We start from the raw sequence: 17,565 nt of genomic DNA on the forward strand, positions 1-17,565 counted from the left end.
GAAGGGCGATGCCTTGACATACCAAAAATGTTCGATAAATGCGCCGCTTGCGCGTTCCCTCATGTACGACGGTCGTCGATCAACTTAGCTACCTTTTCGAAAGCGGCAGCCACATGTTGCATGGAGCTCGTATCGGACAAAAGCATGCGGTGAGGCAGAGCGATACAGGAGTTTGAAAACTCTTGCGCTTTAGGCAATTGAAAACGGGATGGATCGACCGCATCGGTGAATGCCTTGCCCAACGCGAACCGGTTTCGGGAGAAGGGCTGGTAGAGAAGATTCTGGTTAAGCGCGCTGTACATTGTCTTGCAGGGCAACCCGATTTCTGCAGACAGCGCCGCAGCGAACCGCTCAGCGCCCTGCGTCTCGACAATCGACTGCGGCAATCGCACAACATAGGTGTAATACGCCCGCTCCGTAGTGCGGGGGGCAGTAGCCTGCGGCAGGAAACCAAGAGAAACCAGAAGGCTGTCCAACATGGCGGCATTACGACACCTACGCGCCTTTTGTTCGTCCAAAACCTCCAGTTGCGCCATCAGAATAGCGGCATGAAATTCCGAAAGACAGTGGTTGTTGCCCATGAGCTCCGCGCTCTCGACTAGCGCCATCTCGTCCATTCCAGGGGGTTGCGCGGAGAGCGTTCTACCGTCCGCGCGTAGATGCTCCAGGCGACGTGCGATGTCCGGATCGTCAGTAATAACCGCCCCACCCTCACCGCTCGTCAGCAGCTTGCTGTGCTGCATTGAAAAAGTTCCTGCTGCGCCGAAGCAACCCACATGCCGATCGGCGTAGCGGGCGCCATGCGCCTGAGCGCAATCTTCGATCAATGGAATGGAGTGCGCCCGGGCGATTGCTACTAGGCGATCCAAGTTGGCGACCGCCGATCCAAGATGCACCACAGTAATGGCTCTAGTACGTGACGTGATTGCGCGCTCAACTGCCACTGGATCAAGACAACCGGTTTTTGAGTCCACGTCGGTCAGGACCGGGATAGCATTGATCCCGAGTACCGCAGACGCTGATGTGACCCAGCTCACGCCCGGCACGATCACCTCGTCGTATGCCCCGACCTCGCAAGCTTCCAACGCCATACTCAAACTTGCGGTGCCCGTCGAGGACGGTACGCAGTACCCGGCGCCGGTATAGATGGCAAACTTCTGTCCGAAACGCTCTTCCCAAGACGGCTGCCCACGGTACTGTCCACTGACAGACCATCGATGGCTGCCCAGCACGCACTTGACATTGTGCTCGGTACTGTCCGTGCTCTGCGGCCAATTGGGCCAATTCCCGTCGTGGACCATCGCCCCACCGTAAATCGCTAGTTTTTCCAACATTGATGCCTCCGTCAATCGGGGTTAATTCGGTTTGTCCGAGACAACCACGGCATTGCGCCAGCGATTGTGTCTGGATCACCTTTTTCGCTAGAGTGAATTCAGTTCACGCGACGCCAAAGGCGTTCCGCATATCCTGCGGTGCCGATGCCGATGCCGACACGGCCGGCATGTAGCAACATCGCAGCGATGGTGGATGCAGTGGTCTGCGAGCAGTAGGCCCACATGTCTTCGTATTTGCTTCCCAGCACAGCTTCGATGTCGGCCGTCATGGCCGGTGTTAAGCCTTGAGCGACAAGCTGTCTTTCAAGTTCGAAAAGCGGCAAGCTTGAGCTGTAGGGAACGTCTTCGTAATAAAGAACGTCGACGTGATGCAACCCATCTGCGGCAATACGTACGATCTGATGATCGACGTGTTCGCCCAGCCCGCACGGAGCAAGCACGACCTGAGGCATCCCACGCGCCACGGCGTTATGGATCAAGGTCACTACGTCTTCGGTCCTGGGATCATCGGTAGCGGCGATTCTTAGTTCCTTCGCTTTGTCATATCCCATCAAAAAGCTGTCCGGGCAAGGCAGGATGTCGTAGTCGATCCACCGTCGCGCGCAATACGCACGATCCTCTCGCTCCCGTTCTGCGGATATCGCATCTGCGGATTTTTCGCACGAAGCCTGCGGGAGTGCCCAACCACTGCGACCGAAGACTGTGATGAGTCGGAGATCCGATCGCATGGAAAGCCGCGCGACGATGCCGCCTATGGAATAGGCAACATCATCCGCGTGCGGTGATAGCAGCAGAATTCGCTTGCCCATCATGGAATCCAACGATGACGACATCATCGTTCTTCCTTGATCCAACGAATCGCATCCTCGAGAGAAACGATATCGTTGGCTCCGTCTATCATGCGAAAGGCTGCTTGGAACCGCCGACGCTGGCTGATCAACGCGGGGTCGCCCCTTCCGAACCGTTGCGAAACAGCCGTGAGCCCTTTTTCGAAACGTTCAAGCAATTCGTCAAGCACGTTGCCGGTCGCGAGCGATACAGCTTGATTGTCCCCCTCATAAAGAAGCAGACCTGCCACAGCGCAATCCGCGTAAAGTGCTTTCTCCAAGGCCTCGCTGGCTCCCACGATTTGCAACATCGGGCCATCACCGTAGATCATGATCGGCAGCTCCCTGCGCCTCACGATGTTACGCATCTCTGCAGCCAATGTGGTTCCGCACTGAATCAATCGCTGGTAGCCGTCGTGACTATCCATGTAGTCCAGCGTAGCCAATGCCGCCACGATCGGGATCGTGTCAAAATAGGCGGTGTAGGTAAATTCCTTCGCCGCACCCATCACATCGGGTCGGCCCACCAGGCACGACAGTCGATGACCATTCGCCAATCCTTTGGCAAAGGTGTACATATCTGCATGGAAGCCGACCGTTGCTGGAAATTGTGAGGCGCGCACCGACCGGTAGCCTTGCTTGACATCATCGCAGCACAGCAGCACCCCTTCATGTCGAGCGATCCGGGCCAGCCGACTGAGTGTATCTGGCTGCAGGTGGACGTAGTCAGGCGACAAAATCACCAAAGCAATTTTCCCGCGACAGCGTTCTAAGACCTGCTCCAACAGTTCCGGCACAAAGTAAAAGTCGATAACTCCGCTCTTATTCGGTTCCAACAGGTGGTCGCCGCTTGCCCAGTAGTCGCCCCAGCCGTGATAACCCGCACTCGCAATGAAATGCCGGCCCGAGAACTGCCGCGCGACCTGAACCGCAGCCCGGCAGGCTTCCGTCCCTGTGCTGAACAGGGCAAGCCGTGGTTCATCCATTCCTAGGTCGTCGATAATCCGATTTGAGAGCGCCTCATGCAGGTCGCTCCAGCAGGTGGCCGATGCCAGTCCACTATGTAAATGACGGGTAATTGCTGAATTCACCGCTGGGTGATGGTGCCCTAGCGTGACGCTGCCTTTGCCGTTCATGAGATCTATGTACCGCTTGCCGTCCGAGAGCGTCACCATGGCGCCGCTTGAACTGACGGCGCGTAGCCTGGGCTGTGCGGTGTATATGTCGGAAACAATGTGGTGAGGTCTGTCCATGTCATGTCACTTCCATGAAGGGGTGTCTATCTCGGCCAACTCGGAGGTTGTCTTGATCAACTGGAGAAAATCCTTGCAGAGAGTGATGCGACCACTGTCGCTAGGAACTCTCACACTGCGTACCCTAGACTCGGCGATCACCAAAGCAGCTAGCGACAAGCTCTCCCGGACGCTCGACCAAGCAAGACCGGACATTGATGCAATTTGCCCAGCGTCTTCGATAGCCAAGCGATTTTCGAGTATGAAAGCTGCCACCTCCAGCTCGGGAAAGCTGATGTCGCCCCAGTTTGCTTCCAACTGAAAACGATGAAGCCTTCCGCGTTGGTCAACCTGCCAATGCCAACCGCCACTGCTATAACGTAGCGACGAACGGAACGCCCTGCCCGCCCGTCCCGGCCAAGGTATCGGCTCCGCTAGAAACGCTCTCAATGGCCCAGATACCCTCTGCAAAGGATCGTAACCGCAGTGCTTTCGCATGGTATTCGCCATCGCCGACCAGCGCGGATCAAGTGCAATTGCTAAAGGGCTTTGGTGTGTATGTGCAACGGTTTCCCGTGCAGGGACTGCCAACCAGTCCGCCGCTTGAAGCAGTAAGTCCGCTCGTCTCGGCTGGCTCGCTGCATGAAACTGCTCTTGGAATGATCGTGTAGCCCCGATATCGACCGTAATGGCATAGCCGTCAACCAGCCGGGCTTCAGCGGTGGCGCTTATCCTCCGAACTCGCTCGAACTCCGCACGACCGAATACTCCTTCACCGATGAAACGCAGATGTAACAACGCATCACCGTCAGGCCCGAGAATTTCGATCGGCGTCTTACGTGGGTTAATCAACGGCCGATTTCCATTCGAGATCCGTAGATCGTTCCAAGGAAGCCAGGCGCGCCCGCGCCCGTAACGCACCTCTCCATGTGGACATCGGAAGTGCAGTCGCGCTTGGTCAGGGAGTGGCGGTATACCCGCTGTCTCTTGCAGTCGTGCGAGAAATTCAGGGTGTTCATCAGGCAGCAGGGATTCCCAAAGCCGCAGTGCTTGAGAGTCGCGCTTCACGTACGCCGGTGGGTGTGACGGAATCGGGGACGCTGGCGGGCTGTGCCAAAGCTTTCCGACGCTCGAAAACCAAAGATCAACGCCGGGCTCGCGCAACTCCGCAGCTACCCGTTCCATAGTGGCCCCGGTATCCGGCCGATCGTCTACCAGCACAATGACTGGGGCGTCTCGGTGTTCCAACCAAGCCCGAGCGGTCTCCAAACCCTCAGATGTTGCGCATCCCTCTCGTGGTCGAACCGTACACCATTGCACGTCGGCGATGCCAAATCCGGTCAGCACTGCCTTCCAGAGCGGAGCAAGATATGTTCCACCGGTGCGGATTCCGACTATCAGGAACGCCCGGTCAAGGCGCATCTGCCCGATCAATCGGTCCACATCTCCGACAATCAACGCGAGATCAGTGAGGTCGTAGCCGCAGCACTCCGGCATTGGCAAGTGGAGCACTTTGTTCAGGAAATTGGGCAATGAGTTTACATGCAGCGCGACACTTGCAGACGAGAGAGGATTGGTATCTTGGGACGCGGCAGCTATTTGTCCCAGCATCGCCTGTGCGGCGCAATCGGCTTCGCATTCGGCCCGGCGGAGCTGCTCTTCGAGTTCTTCCGTCGTCGGATCGACGAGCACGCCGTTATGTTTTCCCACAGCGAGCAAGTCAGCCCAGAATTGCACCCCGGCGCAAGCCACCAGATATCGGTCAAGGGTTCCTGGGGCAGCTGCGTTACGCAAGCCACCCAGTATTCGCCCAATATCGATACGCATTAGTCCGGCAGGGACGGCCTGTGTCGGTTGGCTAAAAAGAAGTTCGTTCATGGTTATCGCACCTGACATGGACCGAGGTCGCGTCGATCGTGAAACACCGAAGTCGCTAGAATCGGCCGGCCCGCTATAGGCCGGCGCATGGAAGGCGCACTTGTCACTGACGACTTTCCTGCGCCGCAATACCCCTGATTCCTGTTAAACAATTCTCAATGCAAGACTGAACTAACGAGGCGTCAACCAGTACCAGAGGTCTGCCAACTGGCCCGGCCGGAACCCCAACGCCGTCGAGCAGGATCATCGCAATCTGGTCAGGGCGAGCGCAAAGGTAACCTCGCTTATTGTCCATGCTCAGCAGCGCCATAACTGCGGCGACGGTAACCCCGACCGGCAGTTGTATTGTCAGTCCGTTACGCCTGAGTAGCCGGTGATGAAGATTCAGGTCTGCGTCGCATAGCCGCCCTAAGCGACTGGCAACTTCCGCCGCCACGATCATTCCTAGGCCGACGGCTTCACCATGCGGTACTCGACCGTCAGCAGCAAGTTCAATGGCGTGACCGACTGTATGGCCATACTCAAAAACGAGAGCTTCTTTCCGCTCGTACTTGTCGGCTTTCATCACTTTTTGCTTTGCAAGCAAACCTGCCTCGACAATGACCATGAGTTCCGTATCGGAATAATTTGCGTCTTGCTTCAATCCACTTTCGAGCAATGGAATATTCTCGGCGGCCACGGTCAAGGCGTTCTTGATGATCTCGTACATGCCAGACCGAATTTGCGTCAACGGCAACGTCCGCAGAAAACTGAGATCAATCAAAACAGCTGTGGGCTTGTGAAAACAGCCCAACAGATTTTTGCCTACAGAAAGATTGACTGCCTGTTTGAGCGAGGCTACTGAATCCGACGCCGCAATCAATGTTGTCGGAACATGTATAAAACGGATACCACGGAACAGCAACGCAGCTATTAATCCCGCGAGATTTCCGATGATGCCACCGCCCACCGCGACGACGACACTTCCCCGATCAATTCCAGCCTTTACCATTTTTTGGGCAACATATCCGACAGTTTCCAAGGATTTGATTGATTCGCCATTATCGACGACCCAAAAGCTGGCACGAGCTTGAGTCGAAAGCTTTTCGAACAATATCCCTGCGTGCAACTGGCTGACTGTTTTATCCGTAATCACGTGATAGCTTGAAGCGCTGAGCGCATGCAGGTTCGATATGATTTTATCCATACATCGAACGCCAATCCAAACCGGATAGCACTCATCTTCGAATTGAAGTCGCAGCTTATGCATAAGACTCTCTCAGTTATACAAGAGCATTGATAGCAACATGACTTTCATCGCCACAGCTCCAGCCAACACGATCGTAGGCTTCCGCCAAAAAAATGACATCACAGCTGTTTAGACGCACCGATCATAGCCATGTGGCAGAAGCGTCATCCATAAGTAAAACCTAGCCTGACAAACCAAGCTCTGTAGTTTTCAAGTGCCGCTGCGCCGAACAAGGTGCGAACACTTGAATATCAATATAGTTATTTTTTTTACGTCGTCAACAAGTTAACGCTATAAAAATTATCGTATCCTGACCTGCAGTTATTTATTTTTTGTAAAGTCAAAATTCTCGAAAAAGAAACCTCCTACAGGCCTCTAAGAAAGATCCTACCGACTATTTTTAAAGAATAAAATATTTTTAATTTTATATTTTCTACAGATAATTTCTCTGTTACGGTAATTTTAGTTGAACAATTGGACGCAATATTAACGGCATTAGCTGTTCTTCTATAGCAAGACAACCGCTATTCGCGATGAGGCAGAGCCGACCCATAGATGGCCACTTACGTGCCTGCGATTTATTGCTGTAAAGAGCGGGATCACATGCCTAGTAGGTAGGCGACATCTCTTCGCGCCTGCTTGTGACCACTCCGAGACGCTCCATGACCATGATTTATCCATTAGAGCAGTATGCAGATGACCGTCCGCTCGGTACGTCCCATGAACGTGGGTTACGGTCAAAAACCATATTCGATGATCCTTTCGACGTGGTCATCATCGGTAGCGGGGCTGCTGGTGCGTTTGCCGCCGACACTTTCGTTCGAGCCGGGCTTCGCTCTCTCGTGCTGGAGGAAGGAGCGAGACTTAAGACCATTGCAAATAACGCGGACGTCGACAGACAGGCCGAGCACGCATTGGCTGGCAATTCAGAGAAAGGATGGAATCCGCGTGGCTGGCCATGGAGCACACGCAATCTTGGTGGCGGTACTGTTTTCTACGGCGGAGCCTCGTTTCGGTATACCGATTTCGATTTCGACCCCAGCGAGCGCATCTATGTCGAGGGACTACCGGTTAAATGGCCTATCAACGCTTCCGATCTCGCCCCTTATTACAGCGAGATTGAGTCGATTCTGTCCATTGACCATGCTGGGTTCGAGTGTAGGCGAAGACAAGCACCAAACACGCTGAGCCTGCCCGCAGAACATCTTTGGGAAGGGGCGCTCCGCCTCGGCCTGTCGCCTCGCCCAACTCCTGTAGCGATCGACCGCAGCCGCTGCGACCACTGCTCCTTGTGTATCGCAGCGCAATGCACTCGCGGCGCCAAGCGTGATGTAGTGACGTCCGTGCTTGGCCCCTTGGCCAATATGCCCAACCTAGTGCTACTTACCGGTGTGAAGGCCTTAGCAATAACGCAGGAGAAGTGCCATCACGCTACCGAGGTGCGGTGCATGGACACCGCAACTGGTCAGATTCGTACCATTCGCGGCCACCGTTTTGTGCTGGCCTGCAATGCAATTCAAACCGCAGCGCTACTGCTGCGCTCGATCACACCTCATGCGCCGACGGGTCTTGGCAATGAACACGATTTAGTAGGTCGGGGCCTTTGCATGAAACTCAGCGAGTATTCACAGGGCGTGGTGCACGCTGCCCGGCAACGAATCGACGATCATCCAATAGGTTATCGTGGCCCGTTCTCGACGGTCTGCGCGCTTGACCATTATCTGGATGAGCGCTGTCCGACCGGTGTTGGCGGACTAATCTACGAAGCCAAGCACGACGACTGGAGCCTTCTGCAGGGCGATGGTTTGGTATTACGTGTGGAAACCGTTCTTGCTGATCATCCATCTTTAGGGAACCGGATCAGGCTCTCCAGTAATACGGACTCCTGGGGCCTACCGCGCTTAATGATTGACTACACGACGAATCAAAAGGATCTGGCACGCCTAGCGTATATGGTCGAGCGCTCAGCCGACTGGCTCAAAGCATCGGGGGCGCGAGATATACAACCTGAGGCCTCAAACTTCACGATGGGCAGCACACACCTACACGGCACCTGCCGCGCGGGTGATGATTCGCGAACGTCCGTGGTAGATCGGGATGGCAAACTCCACTCGCTAGATAACGTCTACGTTGTGGACGGTAGCTACATGCCCTATCCCGGCGGGTTAAATCCCACTCTTACGATCCAGGCAAACGCCTTAAGGATTGCTCGTCAGATCGTCCGCGACGCAGGTCACACGAGCGCCTCGCGAACGCTACGTCCGCTCCCTAACTGAAGTTCAATCAGAAGGTTGCCACACTTATGACACCCCATTTCATTCACCAACTCGTCATCCACACAATCTGCAACGTGACCGGCGAAACCCCAAAAGATGTTACAGCCCTCGACAGGGTTGAATTGAGTACACGTGACTGGGAGCAGGTCTTCAGCCGGTTAGAAGCGACGCTCGACATCCAGACTCTGATGTTGACTTCGACTGAACGATCAATCTCCATCGACGCGCTAATGCGTGTGCTGCACGCCAAGCTCAGAGACGACATCGTCACTTAACCTCTCCGCACTTTCCAACTGCCCACAACATCATTTGTATTTACCATAGGCCTGATTCGCATGAAAGTCTTGAAGCTGACGCCCTTTTTCCATCATCCGGATGCTGACTCGTGGCCACCGGCGTACGACTCAGTGGGAGGTATGCAGGTTCAAACCTGGCGACAAGCAGTTTGGCTCGCTCAGGAGGGTATTCATCAACATGTCATGACCATCGGCTTCCCTAGTCTGCCCAAGCTACGAAAGTTGCATCCGCTGTTATGGGTAGAGCGCACGCTACTACCAATGCCACGAATACGGTCCGAATTCAGCGGTTTGATAGGGTTGACTCAGTCGTGGGCCGTGGCAACGTTGTATGTGCTACTCCGAAAACGGCGTACGTATGATTTCGATATCATTCATTCGCACCTCGACGGACAAATCGCTGCGCTGCTGGTCGCTTGTTTAGCACCTCGGTTACTACTACGCCCGCTTATCCTGACGGTTCACTGCTCTCGTCTCGCGGTTTACACGCCGCATTCCTGGCTTGACATGCTTCAGCACCGCTTGGCCCGGTGGCTGGAACGCAAAGCCGTGCGCAGGGCCTTCGCAGTAGTCGCCCTAACCCAACGAACCGCATCTCAACTCAGTCACGATGCTCGTCATGTCGAGATCATTCCCGACGTGGTCGACATCATGCAATTTGCGCCGCCGCCGCCAGAAGACATAGCTGCGTTCCGTAAACATCACAATCTACGACGACAAACAGTGGGCTTTGTCGGCCGCATCGCGAAAGAAAAGGGATGGCAACACCTCATCCCGCTCGCTCAAGCACTTCGCGAGCAAGAGTGTGAGCTACTGATCGTCGGAGACGGAACACAACGGGATCGGCTGCGGCACGCCATTGACAAGGCCGGACTTCAAGACTGGGTGACGGTTACGGGCTTCATCCCCAATCATGAGGTGCCCTTGGCGATGGCGGCTTGCCGCTTGATAGTAATGCCGTCAGCGTATGAAGAGTTTGGGGGGGCTAGCATAGAAGCGCTGGCAACCGGGGTGCCGGTGGTGGCTTTTGCGGTCGGCGGCCTTCCGGAAATTCTACGACATATAACGCCCGACTTGCTGGTCGAACCGGAGAATACACCCGCACTGATTGCACGAGTCAGTGCGGTGCTCGCCGGGCACCATGCGCAGAGTGTAGATCCTGCTCGGTTGCGTGCCTACGTTGAGCAACGTTATGCCCCATCCACAATGGGCGGCCGAATTCTGTATCTATACCGGCTGGCCCTGATTAATCCCACGAAACCTGTCAAACCGTGATACGCCGACGCGGCACTGCTGCGGCACTGGCGACGGCTTGCCCAACGGAAAACGACCCGCTACGGAGAATTCTCGATGTCGCTAATCCACCTTCCCAACACTGTTTCAGCACAGGAAATAGTGCGGTGCTTGCGCGAGCACGGCTATGCCATCATTGACAAACTCGTGCCTGCCATCACCATGGATCGCATCGCCGAAGAGCTCGAATCCTACACTGCAGTGACGCCCTTCGGGCCCGACGGTATTCTCGGCAGACGGACCAAACGCACCGGCGGCTTAATTGCGCGATCTGTAGGGGCGCGTGAGTTAATCGTCAATCCGACTATTATCGAGACTACACGTCGTTTTCTCTCCCACGCTACGACGTTTCAGATCCATTGCACGCAGGTCGTGTCTATTCACCCGGGCGCAAGAGCACAGACGCTGCATCAGGACGAGGTAGCCTGGGATATGTTCCCTTTTCCCGACGATTATCAGGTGCAATGCAACACGCTATGGGCCATGACCGACTATTCAGAGAAGATGGGTGCCACGCGCATTGTACCTGGCAGTCACCGAGCAGGGCGCAGCGTCGAGTTTGAAAGTGCGGCCAGCTTACCTGCGGAGATGGAAAAGGGTTCAGTGCTCGTCTACGATGGAAAGGTGTACCACGGCGGCGGTGCCAATCGCTCCAAGCATGTTCGGTCAGCCATCAACCTGACTTATGCGCTCGGCTGGCTAAGGCAAGAAGAGAACCAGTTTTTGTCCTGTCCGCTGGAAATTGCACGTACGCTACCGGACGAACTACTGCGTCTTATGGGCTATCAGTGTGGAGCGTTTGCCTTGGGCTACGTCAACGGATTCGAGGATCCGATGACTGTGCTGGGGCGGAGCCAACCCGGCAAACTCGTGGGTGCGGAGTTCATGCTGAAGGCTGAGCAGAACGAGGATCGCAGGTCTTTTTTGCGGGAAGCAAAATTCGATTAACGGACGCTTGTGACGCGAGTATGGACACCCTGGCAGGAGCAACATTTTCCTTTGCCCGTTCTATAGAGGGCCTTCACCTCCAAGCCCCCAGTGAGGCCAACAAAGCCAAACTGGTTGTGCTTGCGCGCAACGCGCCATGCCTGGCAGTCAAAAAAAGAGGCCAATCAAGGCCTCTTCTGTTTTTACTCAAGCATCAGCTAATCAAGCGTCAGCGCTGCTTGCCGGCACTGACACCGGCCGTGTTGTCCATCAAGCTTTTGGTCGCGGTCTGGATGAACGCTTCCATCCGCTCCTTGAGCTGCGCCTGATCGGGTTGGCCGGTCAGTAGTTCGGCGTGAGGCTTGGCGCCCAGTTGATATTGATACAGCAGTGGCTCCATACCCTTGGGTTCAATCAGGATCCGGTCACCGGTGACATAACCCACGGTCAGTTCGCCGCCAGAAGGCTTGATTACGCCAAAGCCTTTATCGCCTTCGGGCAGGTTCAGCAGATCGCGTCCCCAGCATTGGTTACGTGTTTCTCCGCCCAGGCGGCCCATGATGGTCGGCACGATGTCGATCTGTGTACCGACGGTGCTGCTGCGCTTGCCGAACTTGTCCTGAAGGCCGGGCGCGATCAGCAGCAACGGCACGTTAAAGCGCCCCAGGTCCAGCTCGGTGATTTGCTTGTCGTTGCCGAAGCCGTGGTCACCCACGACGACAAACAAGGTGTCTTTGTAGTACGGCTCTTTTTTCGCTTTCTCGAAGAACTGCCCCAACGCCCAGTCGGCATAACGCATGGCGGTGAGGTGTTCATCCAGCGTGCCGTGGCCGGTGACACGTTCCACCGGCAAGTTGGCGGGCAGCGCGTAAGGGGTATGGTTGGAGAGCGTCTGCAGCAGCGCATAGAACGGTTTTTTACCTTCTCGGGCTTTCAGCTCCTGAGCGCCACGGTCGAACATGTCCTGATCGGACACGCCCCATGTCGGGTCGGAGAACACTGGGTTAACGAAATCGTTACGACCAATGAAATTGGTCATGCCCTGGTTACTGAAAAAGCCCGACTGGTTGTCCCAGGCGAAATCGCCGTTGTAGACGTACACATTGTCGTAGCCGCGAGCGCCGAGCAACTGCGGCAGGCCAGACAATTTGTTGCTGCCTTCCGGCGTCTGCATCAGGTATTCGAAACCCGGCAGGTTAGGAAAGCAGGCCATGGTGGCGAACATCCCTTGGTGGGTGTGCGTACCGTTGGAGAAGAAGCGATCGAACAACAGGCCTTCCTGAGACAGCTTGTCGAAGTTCGGCGTGATGTTGGCATCGCTACCCAAAGCGCCCACCGAATGACCGGCGAAGCTTTCCATCAGGATCACCACCACATTGCGGATTGGCAGCGTGTTCTCCTGCGGCGGCAATGAATCGCGGCGCACTGCGGCGACATCGGCGTCCACCAGCTTGTCGTTGCCGGTCAACAACATGTCACGCGTGACCTGTTGTGCCTGCGCATCCGGCATGGTCGCCTTCCAGATATTGGCGCGCTGATCCGAACCCAAGGCTTTGGCCGCTTCGATCAGCGACAAGGTGCCGTTGAGCCCCAATTGATTAGCGAAATTAGAATCCGTAGTGTAGGCATCGCCCCAGCGCAATGGTGGGCCCTGACGCAGGGTGCCGCGGGAAGCAATCACCGCAACCAGTGCGCACAACAGCAGCACGCCGATGCGTGTATACCACGGCGCCACCGAACGATTGCTGCTTGAACTGACGCTCATCTGGCGCTTAGGCCGGGTCAGGCGATCAATACCTTTGAACACCAGGCTCAGCAGCCACGTCACCGCAGCCCAGGCGAGTAGATAACGCGCCACCGGGAAACCATACCAGAGCATGCTGAGTACGGTTTTAGGGTCTTCTTTGACGTATTGAAACACCAAGCCGTTCAGGCGCTGGTGAAATTCACGGTAGAAGTCCATCTCCATCAAACCCAGGAACAGGGTAACGCTGGCGCCTAATGTCAGCCAGAATCGGAACAGGCCACGCCAGTTCATTACCCGGGCACTCAGCAGCGCAATCAGCAGTGGTATCAGTATGTACACGGTCAGGCGCAAATCGAAACGCAGGCCGTTGCCCATGGCTTCAATGAAGGTCGACGCCGGTGTAGTACCGATCATTTGGCGGTTATAAACCAGCAGCGCAATACGTAACAGGCTATACATCACCATCAATACCAGACCGCTTAGCAGCGTGTAGGCCAAGTGCGATTTGACGGTGGGTTGTAGTGAGCGCGACGAGGCGGGCTGCTGACTCAGCGTGTCCGTTTTGGCCATGGTGTTCTGAGATCCGTTGAATTCGAAGAGAAGGTTGAAAGTCTGTGAACCCCGCCAGTCGGGCGAATTAAGCGGGCACGATCTTCTGCGAAAGGCTGTGAAATTTTTGTAGCATGCATCGGCTGAAATGTAAGCCAGCATTTCAGCCTGGGTTCACCTTTCAGCCTAGCGCTTACAGCGCCGAATCAGTCGTTACTGGGCTTGTTCACTGCTTGCAGGACGTACTGCGGCAACGCGAATGCACCGATATGGATTTCAGGATTGTAGTAACGGGTGACGATACCGCTGCCGGAAAAGCGCTGGCGCAAGGTTTCCAACGGCAGTTTACGGTAGGCTGTGCTGGTCGCTCCCCAGGCAAAGGTCATTGCGCCACCAATGTAAGTGGGAATAGCCGCCTGATAGAAATGCCAATCAGGGAACAGGCTGCGCAGACGCCCTGCGGTGGTCTGGACTTCCGTCAACTGCATGAACGGCGTGCCGTTCTGAGTGACCAGAATGCCGCCCTCGTTCAGGCAGCGTCGGCAAGCCTGGTAAAAGTTTTCCGAGAACAGCACCTCTCCCGGACCGATCGGGTCGGTGGAGTCGGAGATAATGATGTCGAACTTTTCCTGGGTGGTCGCGACGAAGCGCATGCCGTCATCAATGACCAGGTTCAGTCGCGAATCGTCAAAAGCGCCCTTGGAATGATTGGGCAAAAACTGTTTGCACATCTCTACCACGGTGCCATCGATTTCCACCATGGTGATGTGTTCGATGCTGCGGTGCTTGGCCACTTCACGCAGCATGCCGCCATCGCCACCGCCAATGATCAACACGCGTTTGGCAGAACCGTGGGCCAGGATCGGAACGTGGGTGAGCATCTCGTGATAGATGAATTCATCGGCCTCGGTGGTCTGGATAACCCCATCAAGGGCCATTACACGGCCCATGCGGGGGTTTTCGAAGATCACCAGATGTTGATGCTCGGTGCGGACTTCGTGCAGCAGTTTTTCCATACGGAACCGCTGGCCATAGCCTTCGTATAATGTTTCCTGGTAATCGCTCATGGGTAAGTCCCCGGTGAATGCTGGTGGCAACGGACAGCGGCGGCTTCAGGAAAAGCCCCGCCCCTAATAAAGGAGGCGGGCATTCTACGTCGCAGACGATGTCAGGTCGAACCTCTATTGGTCGGCCGATGGGTCTTGCCTCGCAAATGAAAAGGCGCCTGACAACGATCCGCTGTCAGGCGCCAGGGTTCAGCATTGAATCGTACTGGATGAATCAGAGGCGTACATTGCCCCGCGGTCCGGCGATGGCCCAGATGATCAGGCCCAATACCGGCAACAGCAGAATCAGCAATACCCAAATGATTTTCATACCGACTTCTGCGCCACTTTTCATTACATTGATGATCGCCCATATATCCAGCGCCAGGATAATCAGCCCAATCAAACCGTTAAAAGTGGTACCCATGGTGTTGCTCCTAAGTTGATGCTATCCAGCTTAGGATGTTTACTCGCAGCGAGGGTTCCGTTTGGCCAGTATCTTATTTTGTCGTGGGCGAGGCTCGACGGCGAATGAAGGTTTTGTGTTTGCAGCGCGACAGCGCGGCGTCGAAGACGTGGCGGACCCTCCTACCGATATCTCGAGGCCCACGCGATCTTCTGCGCGGGCCTGCATCAAACAACGGATATACAGACGAAACCCAGCGCCGACCTGGAACCGCACGTCAAACGTAAAGTGCAATCCGTAACGCTTCCAATGACGGCGCCACCGCAATCCCAACGGCCGCGCACAATTCGATTACCCGATCCACATCATTGCCGTAGACCAACACCGCCTGCATGTCATCGTCCAACGGCTGGCTGAGGTTCATCAGCACGTAACCGCCCTTCTCTTTGTTCATGGCGCTCAGCTGGATCTGAATCCGGTTAAGGGCGACCAGCGGTTCAACTTTCGCCAGCTGCCTGGGCTTGATGTTGAACGTCACGCCAGGACCAAACGACTCAACAATCTGTGCGAACAGGTCCACATAGCTGTCAGCTTGAAATAGCACGGTGTCCGGCAGGCTACCAATCACCATCCATTCACCCAACGGGATCGGGAAGCTGTCGTCGTAGTTTACGTCGGGGTTGGCGGCAAGAAACGCCTGAGGATCGGCGTAGGCGCTTGCGGCCTCGTCAGCCACGTTCGCGATTTCTTCCGCTTCCATGCAACCCGAACTGATTTTGCCGATTAATTCTATGAGTTGGTCTTTCATGGGAAATCCTGGCTGGCGGCGTAAAGCGGCTGGGAAAACAAGCCGCGCAGAATAGCCGGAAATCAAGTCCAGCTCTAGCGCGAGCCCGCACATCAGCCGGTAAGCTTGCTCAGTAGCTCGGCAGTGTCCACCGCACCCATGGTTTGCGCGGCCGCCAACGGCGTAGCGCCGCGGGTGTCTTGGGCGTTTGGATTTGCCCCTTGGGATATAAGGTAGTTAACGATTTCGGTGCGGTTGAACATAGCCGCCATCATTAACGCCGTGCGCCCATCCGCCGATGCACCTTCGACCTCGGCACCGCTCTCGACCAATAATTTGACCACGGGCAGATCACCTTTAAAGGCCGCACCGGCAATAGGGCTTTGGCCGTTGCCGTTACGAATCTCTGGGTCGGCCTTGAATTCCAGCAATACCCGAACGGCTTTTAAATGACCGTGATAGCTGGCAAGCATCAGCAGCGTGTCGCCTTTGTGGTTGCGCAAATTAGGCGTCAGGTCCCGCTCCAGCAATAGGCCCAACATCCGCGCGTCGCCCTTGCGCGCCAGATCAAACACCTGTTCGGCGAATTCCGCCGCTTCGTCTTCGGTCATTTGCTTGGCCTCAGGGGCCGGCCTGCAATCATCTGTCATGGTTTTGCTCCTTAAAAGCCTTAGGCGCAGGCCGACCAAGCGGCCTGTTGCGATTCGCCCGCAGTTTCCATAGCAACCTATTCAGGGTCAAGGTATGCCAGTGATAGAAAAGCTCTATCGCAGCCGCGTGCAATCGATGTCCACGCCAGCCGCAGCGTTTGATGTAATCCAGATTAGAGGACGAAGGGCCGGATAAATCCCCGTCGGCACTGTCACAATCATGGGGATAATTACAAATGACCTGAATATCGCATCATCGTCGAGGCAACTTACCCGCAAAATGCAGGATGCCAGATGGCCATTCATGCAATTTGCACGACTGCCCATATTTCGCCCTAGTCTAAGCCCATGATTTTAATCGCTATTTTTGATCCAGGAATACTGGCACAGACACTGCAACGGTCTCTCCAAGCTTGTTATCCCTTAAGCAACGGAGCCGCCAGACATGACCTTCATCCAAGAAAAATTTTCGTCAGTATTCTCCGAATTCGAAGTGACTACTCAGTTGCGTCCAGACGGCGGCGTGCTGCTGAGCCTGCGCAATAACGAGGGCAAACAGATCCGTCGCTCCGTGACTTATGCTCAACTGCACACCCCTGTTCAACTGGACTGGGTGATCAGCGCTATCCGCCGCGACCTCGCCGCCCAGGCCAGCGAGCTGCCTGCGATTTCCATGTTGCAAAGCCAGCACCGTTTTGATTTACCGACGTACCATACCCGCTGAAGTACAGCCCTCGGCGCTGCAACTCTGTTGCGCTTTTGAGCAACAACCCGAAGACCCTGGCGCCTAACCGGCACCGGGGTCTTTTTGTATGCGCACTAAAATAGTGTCCCGGCACAACAGTTAATAGATTCTCCGTGCGGTTTACACCTATCTGTCCGGGTAGTTTTAATCCGCTGTTGTTCGTCATAACGTTTCCCATCAAGCGCTTCGCTTGATTTAACCAAAAAGGGAAAAAAATGATGACTAAGCCCATTCTCAACCGAGTCAAACCGTCACAAAACCAAACCTTCGGTTTTTATCCGCTGACCAAGTGGTAATAACAGCACGCTAAATAACCCGTCGCGGTCTATGACAGCGGCAGGTTC

Annotated in this window: 15 protein-coding genes; 5 read left to right on the forward strand and 10 right to left on the reverse strand. The window is 55.3% G+C overall.

What is annotated here, in order from left to right:
* Positions 1-59: 59 nt before the first annotated feature.
* From JWR17_RS10870 to JWR17_RS10890, 5 genes are all read right to left on the reverse strand, one after another.
* Positions 60-1,334 carry a DegT/DnrJ/EryC1/StrS family aminotransferase gene (locus JWR17_RS10870; RefSeq protein WP_299831030.1) on the reverse strand — a complete coding sequence of 425 codons (1,275 nt, stop codon included), beginning with the start codon at positions 1,332-1,334 and terminating at the stop codon, positions 60-62.
* 98 nt (positions 1,335-1,432) lie between these two features.
* A complete protein-coding gene (locus tag JWR17_RS10875; protein WP_299831032.1) occupies positions 1,433-2,170 on the reverse strand; it encodes a PIG-L family deacetylase in 738 nt (245 codons plus the stop codon).
* Positions 2,167-3,414 (reverse strand): aminotransferase class III-fold pyridoxal phosphate-dependent enzyme, encoded by a 1,248-nt coding sequence (locus JWR17_RS10880; RefSeq protein ID WP_299831034.1) that lies wholly within the window; start codon positions 3,412-3,414, stop codon positions 2,167-2,169. The genes JWR17_RS10875 and JWR17_RS10880 overlap by 4 nt, the downstream gene beginning before the upstream one ends.
* 6 nt (positions 3,415-3,420) lie before the next feature.
* Positions 3,421-5,271 carry a hypothetical protein gene (locus JWR17_RS10885; protein ID WP_299831036.1) on the reverse strand — a complete coding sequence of 617 codons (1,851 nt, stop codon included), beginning with the start codon at positions 5,269-5,271 and terminating at the stop codon, positions 3,421-3,423.
* 103 nt (positions 5,272-5,374) lie between these two features.
* Positions 5,375-6,457 carry an iron-containing alcohol dehydrogenase gene (locus tag JWR17_RS10890; RefSeq protein WP_366944149.1) on the reverse strand — a complete coding sequence of 361 codons (1,083 nt, stop codon included), beginning with the start codon at positions 6,455-6,457 and terminating at the stop codon, positions 5,375-5,377.
* A gap of 704 nt (positions 6,458-7,161) precedes the next feature.
* Here JWR17_RS10890 and JWR17_RS10895 point away from each other — a divergent pair.
* From JWR17_RS10895 to JWR17_RS10910, 4 genes are all read left to right on the forward strand, one after another.
* Complete coding sequence (locus JWR17_RS10895) at positions 7,162-8,775, forward strand: GMC family oxidoreductase (protein ID WP_299831040.1); 1,614 nt, start codon at positions 7,162-7,164, stop codon at positions 8,773-8,775.
* Between the two features lie 26 nt (positions 8,776-8,801).
* Positions 8,802-9,050, forward strand: a complete 249-nt coding sequence (locus JWR17_RS10900; RefSeq protein ID WP_299831042.1) for a DUF6137 domain-containing protein — start codon at positions 8,802-8,804, stop codon at positions 9,048-9,050.
* A 60-nt stretch (positions 9,051-9,110) separates the two neighbouring features.
* Positions 9,111-10,346: a glycosyltransferase gene (locus JWR17_RS10905; RefSeq protein ID WP_299831045.1), complete on the forward strand. Its 1,236-nt coding sequence runs from the start codon at positions 9,111-9,113 to the stop codon at positions 10,344-10,346.
* A 75-nt stretch (positions 10,347-10,421) separates the two neighbouring features.
* A complete protein-coding gene (locus tag JWR17_RS10910; protein WP_299831047.1) occupies positions 10,422-11,312 on the forward strand; it encodes a phytanoyl-CoA dioxygenase family protein in 891 nt (296 codons plus the stop codon).
* A gap of 208 nt (positions 11,313-11,520) precedes the next feature.
* On the opposite strand, the gene JWR17_RS10915 is transcribed toward JWR17_RS10910, so the two are convergent.
* The 5 genes from JWR17_RS10915 to JWR17_RS10935 form a co-directional block, all read right to left on the reverse strand.
* Positions 11,521-13,608, reverse strand: coding sequence for an LTA synthase family protein (locus tag JWR17_RS10915; protein WP_299831049.1), 2,088 nt, complete (start codon positions 13,606-13,608; stop codon positions 11,521-11,523).
* Positions 13,609-13,793: 185 nt separating this feature from the next.
* On the reverse strand, positions 13,794-14,654 hold the full coding sequence (gene speE, locus JWR17_RS10920) for a polyamine aminopropyltransferase (protein ID WP_299831050.1): 861 nt from the start codon (positions 14,652-14,654) through the stop codon (positions 13,794-13,796).
* Between the two features lie 214 nt (positions 14,655-14,868).
* Positions 14,869-15,060, reverse strand: coding sequence for a PLDc N-terminal domain-containing protein (locus JWR17_RS10925; protein WP_299831052.1), 192 nt, complete (start codon positions 15,058-15,060; stop codon positions 14,869-14,871).
* Between the two features lie 256 nt (positions 15,061-15,316).
* The gene (locus JWR17_RS10930; RefSeq protein WP_299831054.1) at positions 15,317-15,847 is read right to left on the reverse strand and encodes a hypothetical protein; all 531 of its coding nucleotides are present in this window, start codon (positions 15,845-15,847) and stop codon (positions 15,317-15,319) included.
* Positions 15,848-15,939: 92 nt separating this feature from the next.
* On the reverse strand, positions 15,940-16,476 hold the full coding sequence (locus tag JWR17_RS10935) for an ankyrin repeat domain-containing protein (RefSeq protein WP_299831056.1): 537 nt from the start codon (positions 16,474-16,476) through the stop codon (positions 15,940-15,942).
* Between the two features lie 445 nt (positions 16,477-16,921).
* Here JWR17_RS10935 and JWR17_RS10940 point away from each other — a divergent pair, with 445 nt between their 5' ends.
* A complete protein-coding gene (locus JWR17_RS10940; RefSeq protein ID WP_299831057.1) occupies positions 16,922-17,200 on the forward strand; it encodes a DUF3509 domain-containing protein in 279 nt (92 codons plus the stop codon).
* The last annotated feature ends 365 nt before the right edge of the window (positions 17,201-17,565 follow it).

The sequence above is a fragment of the Pseudomonas sp. genome, from assembly GCF_028293835.1.
Classification (GTDB): domain Bacteria; phylum Pseudomonadota; class Gammaproteobacteria; order Pseudomonadales; family Pseudomonadaceae; genus Aquipseudomonas.

Excerpts from the sequence above, each read along its gene's own strand:
- speE (WP_299831050.1), bottom strand. The coding sequence starts at position 14,654 with ATGAGCGATTACCAGGAAACATTATACGAAGGCTATGGCCAGCGGTTC.
- JWR17_RS10870 (WP_299831030.1), bottom strand. The coding sequence starts at position 1,334 with ATGTTGGAAAAACTAGCGATTTACGGTGGGGCGATGGTCCACGACGGG.
- JWR17_RS10890 (WP_366944149.1), bottom strand. The coding sequence starts at position 6,457 with ATGGATAAAATCATATCGAACCTGCATGCGCTCAGCGCTTCAAGCTAT.
- JWR17_RS10910 (WP_299831047.1), top strand. The coding sequence starts at position 10,422 with ATGTCGCTAATCCACCTTCCCAACACTGTTTCAGCACAGGAAATAGTG.
- JWR17_RS10930 (WP_299831054.1), bottom strand. The coding sequence starts at position 15,847 with ATGAAAGACCAACTCATAGAATTAATCGGCAAAATCAGTTCGGGTTGC.
- JWR17_RS10915 (WP_299831049.1), bottom strand. The coding sequence starts at position 13,608 with ATGGCCAAAACGGACACGCTGAGTCAGCAGCCCGCCTCGTCGCGCTCA.
- JWR17_RS10880 (WP_299831034.1), bottom strand. The coding sequence starts at position 3,414 with ATGGACAGACCTCACCACATTGTTTCCGACATATACACCGCACAGCCC.
- JWR17_RS10875 (WP_299831032.1), bottom strand. The coding sequence starts at position 2,170 with ATGATGTCGTCATCGTTGGATTCCATGATGGGCAAGCGAATTCTGCTG.
- JWR17_RS10925 (WP_299831052.1), bottom strand. The coding sequence starts at position 15,060 with ATGGGTACCACTTTTAACGGTTTGATTGGGCTGATTATCCTGGCGCTG.
- JWR17_RS10905 (WP_299831045.1), top strand. The coding sequence starts at position 9,111 with ATGAAAGTCTTGAAGCTGACGCCCTTTTTCCATCATCCGGATGCTGAC.
- JWR17_RS10895 (WP_299831040.1), top strand. The coding sequence starts at position 7,162 with ATGACCATGATTTATCCATTAGAGCAGTATGCAGATGACCGTCCGCTC.
- JWR17_RS10935 (WP_299831056.1), bottom strand. The coding sequence starts at position 16,476 with ATGACAGATGATTGCAGGCCGGCCCCTGAGGCCAAGCAAATGACCGAA.
- JWR17_RS10900 (WP_299831042.1), top strand. The coding sequence starts at position 8,802 with ATGACACCCCATTTCATTCACCAACTCGTCATCCACACAATCTGCAAC.
- JWR17_RS10940 (WP_299831057.1), top strand. The coding sequence starts at position 16,922 with ATGACCTTCATCCAAGAAAAATTTTCGTCAGTATTCTCCGAATTCGAA.
- JWR17_RS10885 (WP_299831036.1), bottom strand. The coding sequence starts at position 5,271 with ATGAACGAACTTCTTTTTAGCCAACCGACACAGGCCGTCCCTGCCGGA.